The 15,210-nt window shown below is 70.3% G+C and carries 14 protein-coding genes and 2 pseudogenes; 6 read left to right on the top strand and 10 right to left on the bottom strand.

Going from position 1 to position 15,210, the window contains the following annotated elements; translation table 11 throughout:
* Positions 1-88: 88 nt before the first annotated feature.
* Complete coding sequence (locus OG953_RS00785) at positions 89-676, top strand: DUF6245 family protein (protein ID WP_405681888.1); 588 nt, start codon at positions 89-91, stop codon at positions 674-676.
* 383 nt (positions 677-1,059) lie between these two features.
* Here the strand turns inward: OG953_RS00785 and OG953_RS00780 are convergent.
* The 4 genes and pseudogenes from OG953_RS00780 to OG953_RS00765 form a co-directional block, all read right to left on the bottom strand.
* Positions 1,060-1,247: pseudogene (locus tag OG953_RS00780) on the bottom strand (hypothetical protein); the annotation flags it as partial.
* Positions 1,248-1,402: 155 nt separating this feature from the next.
* Positions 1,403-2,044 carry a protein kinase domain-containing protein gene (locus OG953_RS00775; protein WP_405681886.1) on the bottom strand — a complete coding sequence of 214 codons (642 nt, stop codon included), beginning with the start codon at positions 2,042-2,044 and terminating at the stop codon, positions 1,403-1,405.
* Positions 2,041-2,214: a protein kinase domain-containing protein gene (locus OG953_RS00770; RefSeq protein ID WP_405681884.1), complete on the bottom strand. Its 174-nt coding sequence runs from the start codon at positions 2,212-2,214 to the stop codon at positions 2,041-2,043. Before OG953_RS00770 ends, OG953_RS00775 begins: the two co-directional genes overlap by 4 nt.
* Positions 2,215-2,397: 183 nt before the next feature.
* Positions 2,398-3,747, bottom strand: a complete 1,350-nt coding sequence (locus tag OG953_RS00765) for an MFS transporter (protein ID WP_405681882.1) — start codon at positions 3,745-3,747, stop codon at positions 2,398-2,400.
* Positions 3,748-3,923: 176 nt separating this feature from the next.
* Between OG953_RS00765 and OG953_RS00760 the strand changes: the two genes are divergently transcribed.
* Together OG953_RS00760 and OG953_RS00755 are read left to right on the top strand one after the other, a co-directional pair.
* On the top strand, positions 3,924-4,895 hold the full coding sequence (locus OG953_RS00760; RefSeq protein WP_405681880.1) for a sugar-binding transcriptional regulator: 972 nt from the start codon (positions 3,924-3,926) through the stop codon (positions 4,893-4,895).
* Positions 4,896-4,962: 67 nt separating this feature from the next.
* Positions 4,963-5,598 carry a class II aldolase/adducin family protein gene (locus tag OG953_RS00755; RefSeq protein ID WP_331749874.1) on the top strand — a complete coding sequence of 212 codons (636 nt, stop codon included), beginning with the start codon at positions 4,963-4,965 and terminating at the stop codon, positions 5,596-5,598.
* A gap of 79 nt (positions 5,599-5,677) precedes the next feature.
* Here the strand turns inward: OG953_RS00755 and OG953_RS00750 are convergent, their stop codons facing one another.
* From OG953_RS00750 to OG953_RS00735, 4 genes are all read right to left on the bottom strand, one after another.
* Positions 5,678-6,685 (bottom strand): NAD(P)-dependent oxidoreductase, encoded by a 1,008-nt coding sequence (locus OG953_RS00750; protein WP_405681878.1) that lies wholly within the window; start codon positions 6,683-6,685, stop codon positions 5,678-5,680.
* A complete protein-coding gene (locus tag OG953_RS00745; RefSeq protein WP_405681876.1) occupies positions 6,682-8,298 on the bottom strand; it encodes an FGGY family carbohydrate kinase in 1,617 nt (538 codons plus the stop codon). The genes OG953_RS00750 and OG953_RS00745 overlap by 4 nt, the downstream gene beginning before the upstream one ends.
* 276 nt (positions 8,299-8,574) lie before the next feature.
* Entirely contained in the window at positions 8,575-11,265 is a 2,691-nt protein-coding gene (locus OG953_RS00740; RefSeq protein ID WP_405691543.1) for a SpoIIE family protein phosphatase, read from the bottom strand.
* A gap of 252 nt (positions 11,266-11,517) precedes the next feature.
* The gene (locus tag OG953_RS00735; protein ID WP_405681875.1) at positions 11,518-11,796 is read right to left on the bottom strand and encodes a hypothetical protein; all 279 of its coding nucleotides are present in this window, start codon (positions 11,794-11,796) and stop codon (positions 11,518-11,520) included.
* 162 nt (positions 11,797-11,958) lie between these two features.
* On the opposite strand from OG953_RS00735, the gene OG953_RS00730 reads away from it, so the two are divergent.
* The 3 genes from OG953_RS00730 (at position 11,959) to OG953_RS00720 (ending at position 13,612) form a co-directional block, all read left to right on the top strand.
* Complete coding sequence (locus OG953_RS00730) at positions 11,959-12,153, top strand: hypothetical protein (protein ID WP_405681874.1); 195 nt, start codon at positions 11,959-11,961, stop codon at positions 12,151-12,153.
* 22 nt (positions 12,154-12,175) lie between these two features.
* Complete coding sequence (locus OG953_RS00725; protein WP_405681873.1) at positions 12,176-12,895, top strand: IS6 family transposase; 720 nt, start codon at positions 12,176-12,178, stop codon at positions 12,893-12,895.
* A 66-nt stretch (positions 12,896-12,961) separates the two neighbouring features.
* Complete coding sequence (locus OG953_RS00720; protein WP_405681871.1) at positions 12,962-13,612, top strand: transposase; 651 nt, start codon at positions 12,962-12,964, stop codon at positions 13,610-13,612.
* 88 nt (positions 13,613-13,700) lie between these two features.
* Here OG953_RS00720 and OG953_RS00715 read toward each other — a convergent pair.
* Together OG953_RS00715 and OG953_RS00710 are read right to left on the bottom strand one after the other, a co-directional pair.
* Positions 13,701-14,140 (bottom strand): annotated as a pseudogene (locus OG953_RS00715) (dihydrofolate reductase family protein); the annotation flags it as partial.
* A 34-nt stretch (positions 14,141-14,174) separates the two neighbouring features.
* Positions 14,175-15,155 carry an ankyrin repeat domain-containing protein gene (locus OG953_RS00710; protein WP_405681870.1) on the bottom strand — a complete coding sequence of 327 codons (981 nt, stop codon included), beginning with the start codon at positions 15,153-15,155 and terminating at the stop codon, positions 14,175-14,177.
* Between the last annotated feature and the right edge of the window lie 55 nt (positions 15,156-15,210).

The following is a 15,210-nucleotide window of genomic DNA, read 5'->3' as shown; positions in this document are numbered from 1 at the left end:
GACTCGGGCTATCACGCGCTCCTGCCAGCCGGGGCGGGTTTGGCGGGAAGCCGCTCTCCTCGCCGGAGATGCCGCTACGGTCCGGCCCATGTCGATCCCGAACCAGCACCAGAACCCTGCGCCCGCACCGAGCGCCGCTTCCGTCTCGGCGGCAATGACCGCGCTCGGCGCGTACGCCCAGCCACCCACCGCCGACGAGCTGGAGCAGCAGGCTGCAGCGGTGGGCGGCGAGCACGTCCTGGCCGCCGTCCTCTCCAACGCGCTGTACGGCGCCTCGATCGGGGTCGGGATGCTCGCCGAGGGGCACATGCTCGCCCGGGGCGCGGGGGCGCAAGAGATGACGCTGGCACGCCAGCAGGTGATCAGGGCCTCCGGAGCCGACGGGCCGGGCGTGATCGGGGCACTGCACTGGCAGACGGGCCAGGTCTCCCACGTGCTCAAGGGGCTGGACAAGCAGGGGTGTGGTCCGGTCGTCGCGGCGGCGGCCCCTGCTGCGAGCACCCTGCTCGCACTATTGGCCTGCTCGGCGGTCTTCACCACGGACAACGAGCGCGCCGGGCAGATCCCCGACGAGCTGGCCCGGGCCCGCAAGGACCTGGCCGAGGCGCTCGCCGAGATCGACGAGCTGCCCGCAACGGCCGCAGCGTTGTTCCCCAGCGGTCTCGCCGACCTGTAAGGCGCGTCGGGGCCCGCGCAGTGGCACGGTGAAGCGCCGGGGCGGCGTCGCTCCGGACCAGATTGCCCCTGTTGGGCCCAACAGACCTAACCGCCGCTGAGCTGGTCGTCGTCGGGGTGCGGGGCGAGTGCCCAGTGGCCCCAGCATTTGCGGGCGGCGTCGGCGCTGACGCCGAACGGCTCACCGATCTGCGCCCAGGAAGTGCCGGCAGCGCGTTCCTCGAGGACGCACACACGCACCAGGTCCGCCGCGCGGGACTCGATGCCCGCGGCCGCGAGGGCGAACACGCCGGGCCAGGCGTCTTCCTGCAGGATCGCCTGGAGTAGGACCTCGCGGACGTTGTGCAGGTGGCTGTCGAGGCTGTGCCCAGCGCGGGCAAGGGCACCGCGGGCGGGCTGGCCCAAGAAATCCAGGACCCCCCGTCCCACCGGGGTCGGAGCGATGAGCACGCCCAGCGCCAGAACGATGACCACGGTGAACTTCTCGTCCAACCGGCTCCTGGCCTCCGTACGCCGGCGCAGCCGGAAAAGACGATGACCGCAAGCAGCACAGCCACATTGATCGTCAGCAACCGTCCAGACCTCCCCCACCGACGGCCATCACCACACGATGACGGCAGCACGCCAACCCCAGCCTTCTTATGTAGCCGGGCGTCAGTGATGTTGGAGGCGGGTTGCTGACGAATGGCACAAAGCCATCGGACCTGGCCGAATACCGCGCGGCGGATCAGTCGGCGACGTGCACGGTCACATACAGATCCCCGGGCGCGCCACCGTGCTTGCCGGGGCCGCCGAGTTCGCGGATCCGGACCTTCTGCCCGTCCCTGATGCCAGCGGGGATGCGGACCTTATAGGTCTGCTGCTCACGGACGACCCTGCCCTCCCCCTCACATGTGGTGCAGGCCCGTGCCGCCTTCTCGTCTTCCCTGGTGGCGCAGGCGGGACAGGTTTTGTGGGAGGTGAAACGCAGGGGGATGATCGCGCCGTCGGTGGCTTCGTGCGGATAGAGCCAGACCTCGGAAGTGATGTCGAGTCCGCGGCTGGGCGGAGTGTCACCGAAGTGACGGTCGTTGATCTCTTCGAGGCGGTAGCAGATCTCTTCGGCGCTGTCCGGCCGCTGGGCAGGGTCCTTGGCCAGGAGTCGGCCGACCAACCGCTCCAGCCTCACGGGGGACTTGGGGTGCAGGGTGCGCAGCGCGGCGGGCTGTTCACTGAGGTGCTGGTTGACCAGGTGCCAGGACGTGCCGGTGAAAGGCCGGCGGCCGGTGACCATCTCGTAGAGCACGCATCCGAGGGAGTACAGGTCGGAGCGGTGGTCGAAGGTGCCGGACAGCGCTTCGGGCGCCATGTAGGCCGGGGTGCCGATCAAGACGCCGGTGGTAGTGAGTGCCGTTCGTCGCTGCCCTTGGTGATGCCGAAGTCGACGACCGTCGCTTTGCCGCTGGAGCGGACGATGATGTTGGATGGCTTGATGTCCCGGTGGGTCAAGCCCGCCTCGTGCGCGGCGTACGCTGATCCTGTCGCTGCGATGCCAGTCATGGAGCATCTCGATCACGGCCTGCTCGTCGGGCAGAAGGTCGTACTCCTCCCCGGTCCGTTCCGCGTCCGCTTCGCTCGCGGTTATCACACAGTGGCCACCCCGCGTCATCCATGGCCGACGCCGGCCGACCGTCGCGGCGGCGAGGCGGTCGGCGGGCGTCGGCGGCCCGGTCTGCGTCCCGCTCACTCCCCCGATCGCGCGACGACCGCCGCCCCGGCGGGCTCCTTGACCGGCGACGGAGGGAGCAGCCTGTCCGCCACCGCGTCGTCTGCGGCGGACTTCGGCTCCTTGAGGGTGAAGGTGAGCACCAGACCCACCAGATAGACGGAGGCGATCACCCAGACGGTGCCCTCGATGCCGATCGGGCCGACCAGTCCGGCCACGGCCGAGCCGACGAACTGGCTGAGGCCGGCGCCCAGGTTGAGGATGGCGACCGCGCTGGCGATATGACGGGGCGCGAGCAGCGGCATGATCGCGGAGAGCGGTACGAACGCCCCGAGGGCCAGCCCGTAGACGACGGCGACGGCGAGCGTGATGCCGAAGCTGGGGCCGACCGCCTCGGGCACGTAGTAGAGCGCGAGCACGGTCACGAAACAGCCGAGTCCGCCCACCCAGGCGACGGTGTTGACGCCGCCGATCCAGTCCGCGACGTAGCCGGAGAGTAGGTTGGCCACGACATTGGCCAGCAGCATCGTGCCCCAGATGGTCTGCCACTGCGCCGTGGAGAAGCCGACCTCGTTGACCATATGGGTCGTCAGGAAGACCACGAAGGCGTAGAAGGACAGGGTGTTGATCAGTCGGACCACGCCTCCGACGCCCACGCGGGGGTGCGTCTTGACGATGGTGAGCGCCTTGACCATCTGGGACATGGAGTCCTTCATCGATGCCGGAGGCCCCTTGGTGACCCGGGCCCGGACGAGGAAGAGCACCAGCGCGCCGCCGGCGGCGACGAAGGCGAGGGAGAGCCAGAGGGTGGCCATCTCGCCGATGACGGGGATGACCGCGCCCGCGAAGTAGGAGCTGATGACGCCGAGTCCGGCGGTGGAGGCGAACCAGTACCAGCTGACGGCCCGGCTGAGTTTCTCGCTCGGGGTCTCCATGGCGATCCAGACCAGGAAGCCATAGGCGAAGAAGGGGTAGCCCAGGCCCCGGATGCCGAACGTCAGCAGCATCAGCGGGTAGTTTCCGGCGGCCACGCCGACGGTCAGGAAGAGGACCTCGAAGACGCCCCAGATCCCCAGGCCCAGCAGCATCACCCGACGGGGGCCCCAGGCTTCGGCAAGCGCGCCAGAGAGCCAGGCCGCGACGGCGACCACGAAGCCGTAGACGCTCCACAGCAGGGCGACCTCGCTGCCGGAGAGCCCGCGCGACTCCAGATAGGGCGAGAGGAATCCGACTTCGATGCCGTCGCCGACCATGAAGAGCATGACGGCGAGGTAGCCGAAGGCGAGCGGGCGGACGATCCCCTGCCGTTCGAGCAGTCCGGGGCGGGGCACGGCGGCGTAGGCCGCGGTATGAGGCGAGGTGGGCATGTGTCCTCCGGCGTACACAACAGACGCGTGAACATCTGATCAAAATTCGAACCAAAGTGCATGTAATATGAGTGGCGCCTCTGCGGGTGTCAACCCTTGGCCGGGGTGCGCGTTCTCCGGTCCGCCGGGCCTTGACCGGCGGAGGGCGGCGAGGACAGGATCCGAACGGAGGATCAATGGAGAGAACAAATGGTCAGAAGCAACCGCCGCTGGGCAAGATCGCGCGGCTGTACTACGAGCATGGTCTGACCCACCAGGAGATCGCCGATCTCTGTGGGCTGTCCCGGATCAAGGTCACCCGGCTGCTGGCGGAGGCCCGCCTGGTCGGGATCGTCGAGATCACGGTGCACAGCGACGACCATTTGTTCGTGGGCCTGGAATCGGCCCTCGGACACGCCTATCCGCTCCGCCAGGCGTGGGTGGGCCCCGCGTTCGAGGACGAGGGCCGCGCGCTCCGCTCCCTGGGGGCGGTGGCCGCCGACTGCGTCACCGCCTTCCTGACGGAGGGCACCACCGTCGCCGTGGGCCTGTCGGGGTCGGTCGCCGCGATCCCCGGGCATCTGCGGGAGGCGACCGGGCTGGATCTGAGCATCGTCCCGCTCACCGGGAGCAAGGGCGGCGTCTCCCGCGCGGCCAGCCCCCATGAGCTGGCCCTCTCCTTCGCCGCCGCCGTGGACGGGCGGGCCTACCACCTGCCCGCTCCGCTGCTCGCGCGCAACACGCAGGCCGCACGGGTGTGGCGGGAGGACCCGGCGGTCCAGGAGACGCTGGAGCGGGCCGTATCGGCGGATGTGCTGATCGCCGGAATCGGCGGCACCGCCGCCGACGCCGGACTGCTCGTCCAAGGTCTGAGCGCCGCGGAACTCGCGGGCATCCGGGAGCGGGGCGCGGTCGGCGACATCTCCGGGCGCTTTTTCGACGCGGACGGCGCCGCCGTGCCGGGCGAGGTGGACGAGCGGCTCATCGGGCTGAGCCTGGAGCAGCTGCGGGCGGTCCCCGTCCGCATCGGCGTGGCGCGCGGGGCTGACAAGCGGCGGGCCCTGGCGGTCGCGCTGCGCCACGGCCTGATCAATGTGCTGGTGACCGATGTCAGCACCGCCAAGGCGCTGCTGGCCGACGCCGACGCCCCCGAGGGGGCCCCTTCATGAGCCGCCGCCGGGAGTTCCGCGGCGACGCCCTCAGGGGCATCCGAGCGACGCTACGAAAGGACACGATGTGAAGCCCGTACAAACGCGCGAGGAGCTGTGTGAGCAACTGGCCGAGGTCGGCCGGCTCGCCGTGGAGCGCGGACTGGTGCTCGCCAGCGGCGGGAATCTGTCGGCGCGGCTGCCCGGCTCCGACGAGTACGTGGTCACCGGCGCGGGGACCTGGCTGGACCGTCTGGAGGTCGCGGACTTCACCGTGATGAACCTCGCCGGGGAGCGGACCGGGGGCGCGGAGCGGCCGTCCAGCGAGTGGAAGCTGCACCAGCGGACGTACCAGGTGCGGCCGGATGTGAACTGCGTGGTCCATCTGCACCCGCAGCACGCGGTGCTGCTCGACGCCGTCGGCGAGCCGATACGGCTGATCACCCTCGACCACGCCTACTACGTCCGCTCCATCGGCACGGTGCCGTACCACCCCAACGGGTCGGACGAACTCGCCGACGCCTCGGCCGAGCAGGCGCTGACGCACGACTGTGTCGTCCTGTCCCACCACGGCAGTTCCTCGCTGGGTGCGGATGTGGGCATGGCGTTCCGCCGCGCGATGAACCTGGAGGAGGCCGCCGTGGCGACCTATCGCGCGCTGACGCTGGGCAACGCGACCGCCGCTTTCCCGTCCTCGGCCCTGGCCGCGCTGCACCACGTGTGACCTCTGCTTCCTTCTCACCTCCGCACAGACTGTGGGCGGGCCCCGACGGGGCCCGCCCACAGTCTGTGCGGAGGTGTGTTCAGGAGGCCAGTTCCCTCGCATTGGCCACCGCGGCGGGCTCCGCGCCCGTCGCCCAGGCCCGCAGCGCCCGTTCGGCGATGCGGGAGTGCTCGGTGACCACATCGTCGGACGCGCCGCCGATATGCGGGGTGAGGGTGACGTTGTCGAGCCGGAACAGCTCGTGGTCGGCGGGCGGCGGCTCGGTCCAGAAGACGTCGAGGCCCGCCCCGGCGATCCGCTTCTCCCGCAGGGCCGACAGCAGCGCCGTCTCGTCCACGACGGCGGCCCGCCCCGCGTTGACGACATAGGCGTCGGGACGCATCAGGGCGATCTCGGGCGCTCCGATCAGCCCCACCGTCGCGTCGTTGAGGGGCACATGAACGGTGATGACGTCGGAGCGGCGCATGAGTTCGTCCAGGGCGACGATCTCGGCGTCGACGCCCAGCGCGCCCGGCTCCAGATAGGGGTCGTAGACCAGGACGTCCATGCCGAACGCCAGCGCCCGGCGCAGCACCCGGCGGCCGATCGCGCCGCCGCCGACGATGCCCAGGGTCCGGCCGCCCAGACCGATCCCGCGGAACCGGGCGTACGGCTCGAAGACGTCGTCCGCCGTCCAGTTGCCCGCGCGCGTCCACCGCTCGGCGGCGCTGGTGTGACGGACGGTGGAGAGGATCAGGGTGAAGGCCAGGTCGGCGGTGATCTCCGCGTTGCGCGCCGGAGTGGTGGCCACCGGTATGCCCCGGCGGGTGCATGCGGCGAGATCGACGTTGACCGGGCTGGCCCGGCAGGTGACCACGAACTTCAGCACCGGAGCGGCGTCCAGGGCCGCCTGGTCGACCCGGTCGACCTCGCAGACCACCGCGTCGGCCGCCGCGAGCCGGTCGGCGAGCCGGGGCCGGGCGAGGGAGTCGCCCGCCATGGACGGCTCCACGGTCTCGATGTCGAAGAGATCGGCCAGCCGCGCGGCGGCGGCGGCATCGAACGGTGCGGTGATGAGCAGCCGCGGTCGCGGCGACGCACTGGTCACAGGGTTTCCCATCCATCGGCGTCATACGCCGACTCAGCCTTGTCAGAGGTGTCAGAGAGGTCACAGGTGCTGGTGGTGTTTGTGGCAGGGGAGACGGACGGCGGGGCCTCGGCCTCGGTCCGCAGTTCCCGCAGCGCGGGCCAGACGGGTCGCAGCGCGTCCCGGGCGGCGGCGAACACCCGCGCCTGCCGGTCGTACGGTTCCCGCAGGGCGGGGTCGGGGCGGAAGGCGTCCGTGGGGCGGGCCAGCGCCGTGAGCGCTGCGTCGAGGTCCTCGGTCACCCCGCCGGTCACCATGGCGAGGGCGGCCACGCCCCGGGCTCCCAGCTCGGGCGCGGTGGAGCGCACCACGGGCTCGCCGGTGACGTCGGCGAGCACCTGACAGAGCAGATCCGAGGAGGCCGAGCCGCCCGCGATCCGCAGCACCCGCCCGGGGACGGGCGCGCCGAGGCACTCGCGCAGGGTGAGGGCGATGCCCTCATAGACGGCGCGCAGCAGTTGCCCGGCCGTGGTGCGGACGCTCATCCCCACCCAGGACGCGGAGGCCGCGCTGTCGATGAAGGGGGCACGTTCCCCGCTGGGCGAGCCGTAGGGCAGATAGACGACACCGCCCGCGCCGGGGCCCGCGGTGCGCGCGACCTGCTCCACCTCGGGCCAGTCGCTGTCCTCCAGCCCGGTCACCCGGCGCACCCAGTCGAGGTTGGGCGCGCCCGTCATGGGGGCGAGGCAGGCGAGGGCCTGTCCGTCCAGGCCGGTCGCCAGGGTGATCTGGCCCTGGGCTCGGCGGTCCCGGCTGTCGCGGTGCACGGTAGCGGTGAACGCGGTGGTGCCCACGATGAGGTAGGCGTCGCCCGGCCGGACCGCCCCGAGGCCGACCCCGCCCGCGGCGGCGTCGACCAGACCGGCGGAGACCGGGACGCCGACCGGCAGACCGGTGGCGGCGGCGGCCTCGGCGGTGATGCGGCCCGCCGGGGACGCGGGGGGCAGCACCGGGGCGAGCAGCCGGCGGAAGCGCTGGTGCCCCAGCCCTTCGATCAGGGCGTCGGAGTATTTCCCGGCGGCCACGTCGAGATAGGTGCGGGATGCCTCGGAGGCGTCGGTGGCGACCTCGCCCGTGAGCCGGAAGCGGATCCAGTCCTTGCAGTTGAGGTGGTGGGCGGCCTGTGCGAGCCGCTCGGGGTAGTCCGCCTCCAGCTGTTCCAGGAGCACCGGCAGCGCTCCGGGGAACAGGGACGAGCCGGTGACCTCGTGGACCAGCGCGCCCCGGCCGTCGGCCTCCCAGCGCGCGCCCCGGTCGGCAGCAGCGCCGTCCATCCAGATCCGCGCGGGGCCGCAGGGGCGGCCGTCGGCGTCCACGAGCCACGCGCCGTCGCCCTGTCCGGTGACCCCGACGGCGGCGATCTCGACGCTGTCGCCCGCCTGCCGGACTGCCGAGCGGACGGTGTCGCGGACGGCGGACCACACCTCGTCCATGTCCTGTTCGACCCGGTCGCCGTGGTGTGTCACCCCCAGCGGCGCGCGCGCCCAGCCGAGTTGCCTGCCGTCCCACGCGAGGACGACGGCCTTGACCGCGGTGGTGCCCGCGTCGATACCGACCACTGCCTGCCGAGCCACTGATGAACCTCCCGCAACCGCATTATGAACATTGGTTCATCGAACGATCTAAAGTGCAGCAAATTTAGGCGGGCAGACTGCCGCAGTCAACCGCCCCCGCCCGGGCAGACCCGGCCGGCCCCTTCGGCAGGTCCGGGCGGCGGCGCCGAGGCCCGGGCATGCCGAAGGACCCCGCCCGGGGGCGGGGTCCTCGCGTGCGGCTCAGTTCAAGGGGCAGGGCGCTCGGGGCTGCCTCAGCCGTGGCGTCCAGTTGCGCTGCAACCGAATACGCCGCCGTCACAGCTCTGTGTCAGTCCATAGATCCAACAGGTTGTCGCCGAGGCCTGCACCGGGTTCGGCTGCGGCGTCGTGGAGGGATTGTTCGGTCCAGATGACCTTGCCGCGGGCGCCGTACCGGGTGCCCCAGCGCTGGGCGAACCGAGCGACGAGGAACAGCCCGCGGCCGCCCTCGTCCGTGGTGGCCGCCTGCCGCAGGTGGGGGGAGGTGCTGGAGCCGTCGGTGACCTCGCAGATCAGGTGGTTGCGGTCGTGTAGCAGGCGCAGCCGGATGGGCTGGGTGCCGTATCGGATGGCGTTGGTGACCAGTTCGCTGACGATCAGCTCGGTGGTGAAGGCGACCTGGTCCAGGCCCCAGGTCTCCAGCTGGCGGGTGACGTCGGTACGGACGCGGGAGACGGCCGCCGGGTCGGAAGGCACCTCCCAGTCCGCGACCCGGGCCGGGTCCAGCAGGTGGGTCCGGGCCACCAGCAAGGCGATGTCGTCGCGGGGGCGCTCGGGGAGCATGGTGGCGAAGACGGTCTGGCAGGTGGCCTCCGGGGTGCGGTCCACAGCATCGGCCAGGGCCGTGCGCAGTTGCTCGATTCCGGTGTCGAGGTCGCGGTCCCGGTCCTCGATCAGCCCGTCGGTGTAGAGGACCAGCTGACTGCCCTCGGGCACAGTGAGTTCGGCTGTCTCGAAGGGCAGGCTGCCGCCCAGGCCCAGCGGGGGACTGACTGGTACGTCCGGGAAGGTGACGGTGCCGTCGGGGTGGACCAGGGCGGGGCCGGGGTGGCCAGACCGGGCCACAGTGCATCGGCCGGAGACGGGATCGTAGATGGCGTACAGGCAGGTGGCCCCCGTGACCCCCTGGCCATCGGCCTCGTCGTGGTCGATGTGGGCGACCAGCTCGTCCAGGTGGCTCAGGAGTTCGTCCGGGGCCAGGTCCAGGGCGGAGAAGTTGTGCACGGCGGTGCGCAGCCGACCCATGGTGGCGGCGGCGTGCAGGCCGTGGCCAACGACGTCGCCGACCACCAGGGCCACCCGGGTGCCGGGCAGGGGGATGACGTCGAACCAGTCGCCGCCCGCCCCGGCCTGGGCGGGCAGGTAGCGGTGGGCGACCTCGACGGCGGTCTGTTCGGGCAGGGTGCGGGGCAGCAGGCTGCGCTGCAGAGTGGCCGCCAGGGTGTGCTCGCGGGTGTAGCGGCGGGCGTTGTCGATGCACAACGCAGCACGTCTGGCCAGCTCCTCGGAGAGGGAAAGGTCCTCCTCCCCGAAGGGAGGGGAGGCGTCCGCCCGCCAGAAGTTGGCCATCCCTAGCACCACTCCGCGGGCCTGCAGCGGCACCGAGATCAGGGAATGGATTCCGTACTCCAGCACCCGCCGCGCCCGCTCCGGGTCCTGGTCCCGCCAGCCGTCGGAGTCGGCGAGGTCCGACTCCAGCACAGCGTGGCCGTTGGCCGCCCCGGCGGCGATGGGGTTGGTGGAGGCGAAGCGGATCAGCTCCCCCACGGGGTAGAGAGGCGGGTCGTCACGGACGCCGCTGACGGCGGTGCGGCGCATTTCGGTGCTTGCCTCGGCCGGCTCCTCGCCACGCAGCACCGGATCCAGCAGCTCCACAGTGACGAAATCGGTGAACCGCGGGACGACCATCTCCGCCAGCTCCTCCGCGGTGCGCACCACATCCAGCGTGGTGCCGATCCGCACGCCCGCGTCGTAGAGCAACTGCAGGCGCTCGCGGGCCACCTCGGCCCGGCCTGCGAGTGTGCGCAGTTCGGTGGTGTCGCGCAGCGTGGCCACGCTGCCCGCCGGGCCGTCGTAGCGCTCGACGGGCCGGACGTTGACGGCCAGCAACCGGTCGCCAGCCAGATGGACCTCGTCGGTGGCCATCCGCCCCGAGGAAAGCAGCTCGGCGGCGCCCGGGGTCAGGCCGAGGTCGGTGATCTGGCGCTGCTCCGCGTCCGTCGGCAGCTCCAGCAGCCGCCGCGCCTCGTCGTTGGCCAGCAGCAGCCGCCCGTCACCGCCGACGATGAGCACGCCCTCGCGCACCGCATGCAGCACCGCGTCATGATGCTCGTACATGCGAGTCATCTCGGCGGGGCCCAGTCCGCGGGTCTGGCGCAGCAGCCGCCGGCCAATCAGCGCCGACCCGCCTGCGACCAGGGCGAGCGCGCCGCCCGCGGCGCCAAAGAGCACCGGAAGCTGCCCGGCCACCGCTTCGTTCACCTTCTTGACCTTGATCTCGGGGGACACGATGCCGGCGACCGAGCCGTCAGGCCGGAAGACGGGGACCTCCGCGAAGACCGAGACGCCCAGCGGAGTCACCTCGGAGTCCGTGAGGGCCGTGCCCCTCACCGCCTTCCGGTAGGGGTCGCCCTTGACTACGTGTTTCCCGATCTGATGCGGGTCAGGGTGGGTGTACCGGATCCCGTCCGTGCTGATGACCACGATGCCGTCGACGCCGGACCGCTTTCGGGCCCTCTCGGTGAGCGGTTGCAGCACCGTGCTCGGATCGTGGCTGTCCAGCGCCTGCACGATCCCCGGGGAGTTCGCGAACGCCTCGGCGACGGCAAGCACCTCGTCGCGGGCTTTCTCCGTCCCTTGGTGCTGGGCCTGGACCACCAGCGTCACCACCGTCGCGACTACAAGCAGCACCACGACCGCCAGTTGCAGGAGGAACACCTGACCGGCGACGCTCCGCGCGCTCACCAGGGAGCGCAGGCGCCGCCCGGGCGACCGGTGCTGGATCTCCCGTTCGTCCGCGGGACGAGTCGGCTGCTCCGTTCCCGGACGTGGAACCTCACGCCGTCTCCGCGCACGCCAACCAGCGAACCGACGGGCGAGCTGTCGGCGCGCGGTGCGCCGGGGCGGCCAGGGCGTGGTCATCTTCGGCCTCGTATTCGTGGTGCGGATTCGGGAGCGGGCCGCCGCCAGAGCGCTGTGCGGCGGCCCGCCGAATATGGTTTATGGCAGGCCCGAAATTCGACCGTGCCAGAACCGGAAATCTATTGACTGGACGTGCGTAAAATCCGCACGCAGGCCAGCGGCGCTGGTGCCCCATTCCGTGAAATATGACGCGGTGATGACCCCAGCGACGATCGGATGCAGCTCCTCCTCCGTCGCACCATCCTCCCGAAGCTGGAGGATCTGCGCGGCGTAGGTGGGTGAGATCGGCGTGGTGATGGTGCGCTCGCGGCCGTCGTCCGAGCTGCCCTTGCAAGCGAATCCGAAGTACGCCGTCACCTCTACCATCATGCCGCTGGAGGTGGCTGCCTACTCGCGCGCCTGTCTGACCTGCTGTCACCTTTCCCCGCATCTCGGGGGAACCTCAAAGGGCCACCCACCGCATGCAATGTCAGTGGTCCGCGCCACACTGGGCTCCTCGCCAATGAAGCAAGAGGGCCGATGGCGTTCAGGGCTGTGCACGCGCAGTGGGGGACCGTCTTCGCGCATCTGCTCGATCTCGGCTGCGGACGCGCCTGGGATGAGGTGTGGAAAGTACGCCCGCCCGCGCCGCTGACGTGCGACGAGTGCGGACACGCGATGTACGCGAAGGGCACTGTCACGTTGGCGGGTGGCGTGGGAGGATCCTCGGGGTGATCACGGTGGAGGGGGATCGTCCGTGGGGAGCACGCCGCCGTTGTACAAGGGGCACCGGTACCCGGTCGAGGTGATCTCCCACTGTGTGTGGCTGTATTTCCGCTTCCCGCTGTCATTCCGTGAGGTGGAGGAGCTGATGCTCCAGCGCGGCGGCGTCGTCTCCTACGAGAGGGTCCGGCGGTGGTGCGCCAAGTTCGGGCAGGCCTACGCCGACGGACTGCGCCGCCGCCAGCCCCGGCCCGGGGATAAATGGCACTTGGACGAGGTCTTCATCAAGGTCAACGGGGAGCGGAAGTACCTGTGGCGGGCCGTCGACCAGGACGGCAACGTGCTCGACATCCTCCTGCAGAGCCGCCGGGACAAGGCCGCCGCCCGGCGCTTCTTCCGCAGACTGATGAAGAAGACGCGTGCGGTGCCGAGGGTGATCGTCACGGACAAGCTCCGCTCCTACGGCGCGGCCCACCGCGAGGTCATGCCCTCGGTCGAACACCGCTCTCATAAGGGCCTGAACAACCGGGCCGAGAACAGTCACCAGCCCACCCGCCAGCGCGAACGCGCGATGAAGGGCTTCCGCAGCGTCGGCGCGGCTCAGCGGTTCCTGTCCGCGTTCAGCGGCATCTCACCCCACTTCCGGCCCCGCCGTCACCTGATGAGCGCCCCCGACCACCGAGCCGAGATGGCCATCCGCTTCGCCATCTGGGACCAGATCACTGGAGCTGTCGGCCAGCCCACCACGGCCTGAACACAGGCCCGGACCGCGGGCCCACCATGCCCCGACACGCCGTCAGACACTTACACATCCAACAACGTGACAGCGCCTCACGGGTTCATGTGCCGGATGCTGCTGGACACCGTCGACTACCTCACCGTGCAGATCGACAAGCTCACCGCCCGTATCACCGTGCGCCTGGCCGAGCTGTCCACCACCGAGGACGACCAGGGCCCCGGGCAGGGCACCCTGATACCAATCACCGACACCGAACGCCTCGACGAGATCCCCGGCGTCGGCCCGAGCACCGCACAGGTGATCCTCGCCGAGATCGGCCTGGACATGACGGTGTTCCCCACCGCCGGACACCTCGTCTCGTGGGCGAAGCTCTCCCCACGCACCCTGCAGTCCGGCAACATGAACACCTCCGGGCCCACCGGCAAGGGCAACCCCTGGCTCCGCGGCGCGCTCGGTGAGGCGGCGATCTCCGCCGCCAGCACCGACACCTTCCTCGGCGCCCGCTACCGCCGGATCGTCAAACGCCGCGGCCACATGAAAGCCCTGGTCGCCGTAGCCCGCTCGATCCTGGTGTCCGTCTGGCACTTCATGAACGACCCGAGCGCCCGCTACCGCGACCTCGGAGCCGACTTCCACACCCGCAACCTCGACCCCCACCGCAAGAGCCGCGACCTCGTCCGCCAGCTCAAGGCCCTCGGCCACGACGTCACCCTCACCCCGGCAACCGCCTGACCCCGCCCGCACCGCACCACGAGAACCTCCCGGCCGTCACCGCCGAAGGGCTATCTCGCCGTACCCATCTGACCGTTGAGTTTTCCGGTCAGACGTCACTGACTGGCCCGTTCTTCCCAGGGCTCGGAGGACGAGTCGGCTGGCGCGCCACGCGGTAGCGGAGGTAGACGACTCTCGAGCTGAAGGTGCGGGTCTCGACGAGTTCGAGATCCACCCGGCGCTCGCGCCGGGGAAAGAACGGAATGCCACCGCCCACCAGCACCGGGTAGACCTGGCCCGGTACTCGTCGATCAGACCCAAAGCGGCCGCCTCGGCGGCGAGAGCCGCGCCGCCGATCGCGATGTCGCCCTCCCCCGGCTCGGCTCGCAACCGCTCGATCTCCTCCGCCAGGCCGCCGGAAGCCAGGCGGGCATGGCCCTCCACCACCGACAGCGTGGTGGAGAACACCACCTTCGGCAGCGGCTTCCAGAGCGCGGCCCACTCGAGCATGGAGTCGTCGAGCGAGGGATCCTGGTCGGCGGTCTCCCAGGCCGAGATATCGCAAATACGGCTTCTCAAGACCTCAACGGCACCGCACGATACGGCGCGGTCCACGGCTCAATGCCCAGCAGTCCCTGCCGTTTGCCTTGGTGATGCCTCCCATCGCGCAGGCATACGCGAGGAGGTTGGCGTCGTAAGGGAAGGTGATGCCGGGTCGCTGCCAGAAGCGGTAAAGCCAGTGCTCCGGCGGATCATCCGCGAACGGTGTCAGAGAACCTATCTCCTCATGCAGTACGTTGGTGCCGTCGCGGTAGAGCGTGCCGGAGGTGCCGCCCTTGGGGTTGAAAAAGAGGCTGTAGGTGGTGGCCGGCGCCAGCCTGCGGGCCAGTTCATCGTCGTCCAGCTCATTCGAAAAGGGCTGGCTGATGATACAGCCCAGCGCGGTACCGGTGACGCCAACCGCATAGTTCCCGCCGGCGTCGAACAGGTCCATCTGGTCCATCTTGGAATCCTGCTGGAATACAGGGCACTCCGCAGGATCGGCACCGAGCCGACGGATGACCTCATCCTCACCGATGACATCGGTGAAGGTCACTCCCAGGCCTTCGGTGTAGATCTTCTCTGCTGAGAAGACGCTGATCAGCCGGTCCGCCCGCGCCTGCTCGGCCCGTTGCGCAACCGTCAACGGCACTGCCCCGGGCGTGCCTTCTACCAAGGGTGCAAGGCCCGTCGTCAGGGCGAGCCGCCCCGGTGTCCACTCATCCACGCACGGCCGCCACGCATCGGCTCCCGACTCCAGCAGCACCTGCACGGTCTGCCCCTGCAGGTGCTCGACTGCCCACCACAAAGGCGTACGCCCCAGTTCATCAGGTATATCCACCTCCCGCGTGTGGGCGAGCATCGCGGTCACCGCCTCAGCGGCGCCCGCCGCTGCCGCCAGATGCAGGGGTGTCTCCTCAAATGACCCATAGCGGGCAGTCGGAGACTCCCCGCCCGCAAGCCGCGCCCTGACAGATGCCAGATCGTTCCAGTTCTGGAGATGCCAGAAGTCTCTCGTACTCATCCCGTGATCATCGCAAACTGTGATCTCTCGGTTTCGGGACAGTGGTGGTGAGAGA

The sequence above is a fragment of the Streptomyces sp. NBC_00057 genome, assembly GCF_045041165.1.
Lineage (GTDB): Bacteria > Actinomycetota > Actinomycetes > Streptomycetales > Streptomycetaceae > Streptomyces.
The sequence above is the reverse complement of the archived record's forward strand: the minus strand, read 5'-3'. Positions and strand labels throughout refer to the sequence as shown.

Coding starts and splice junctions, on each gene's coding strand:
- OG953_RS00760 (WP_405681880.1), top strand. CDS start 3,924: ATGGAGAGAACAAATGGTCAGAAGCAACCGCCGCTGGGCAAGATCGCG.
- OG953_RS00765 (WP_405681882.1), bottom strand. CDS start 3,747: ATGCCCACCTCGCCTCATACCGCGGCCTACGCCGCCGTGCCCCGCCCC.
- OG953_RS00730 (WP_405681874.1), top strand. CDS start 11,959: ATGGCGTTCAGGGCTGTGCACGCGCAGTGGGGGACCGTCTTCGCGCAT.
- OG953_RS00785 (WP_405681888.1), top strand. CDS start 89: ATGTCGATCCCGAACCAGCACCAGAACCCTGCGCCCGCACCGAGCGCC.
- OG953_RS00710 (WP_405681870.1), bottom strand. CDS start 15,155: ATGAGTACGAGAGACTTCTGGCATCTCCAGAACTGGAACGATCTGGCA.
- OG953_RS00770 (WP_405681884.1), bottom strand. CDS start 2,214: ATGACTGGCATCGCAGCGACAGGATCAGCGTACGCCGCGCACGAGGCG.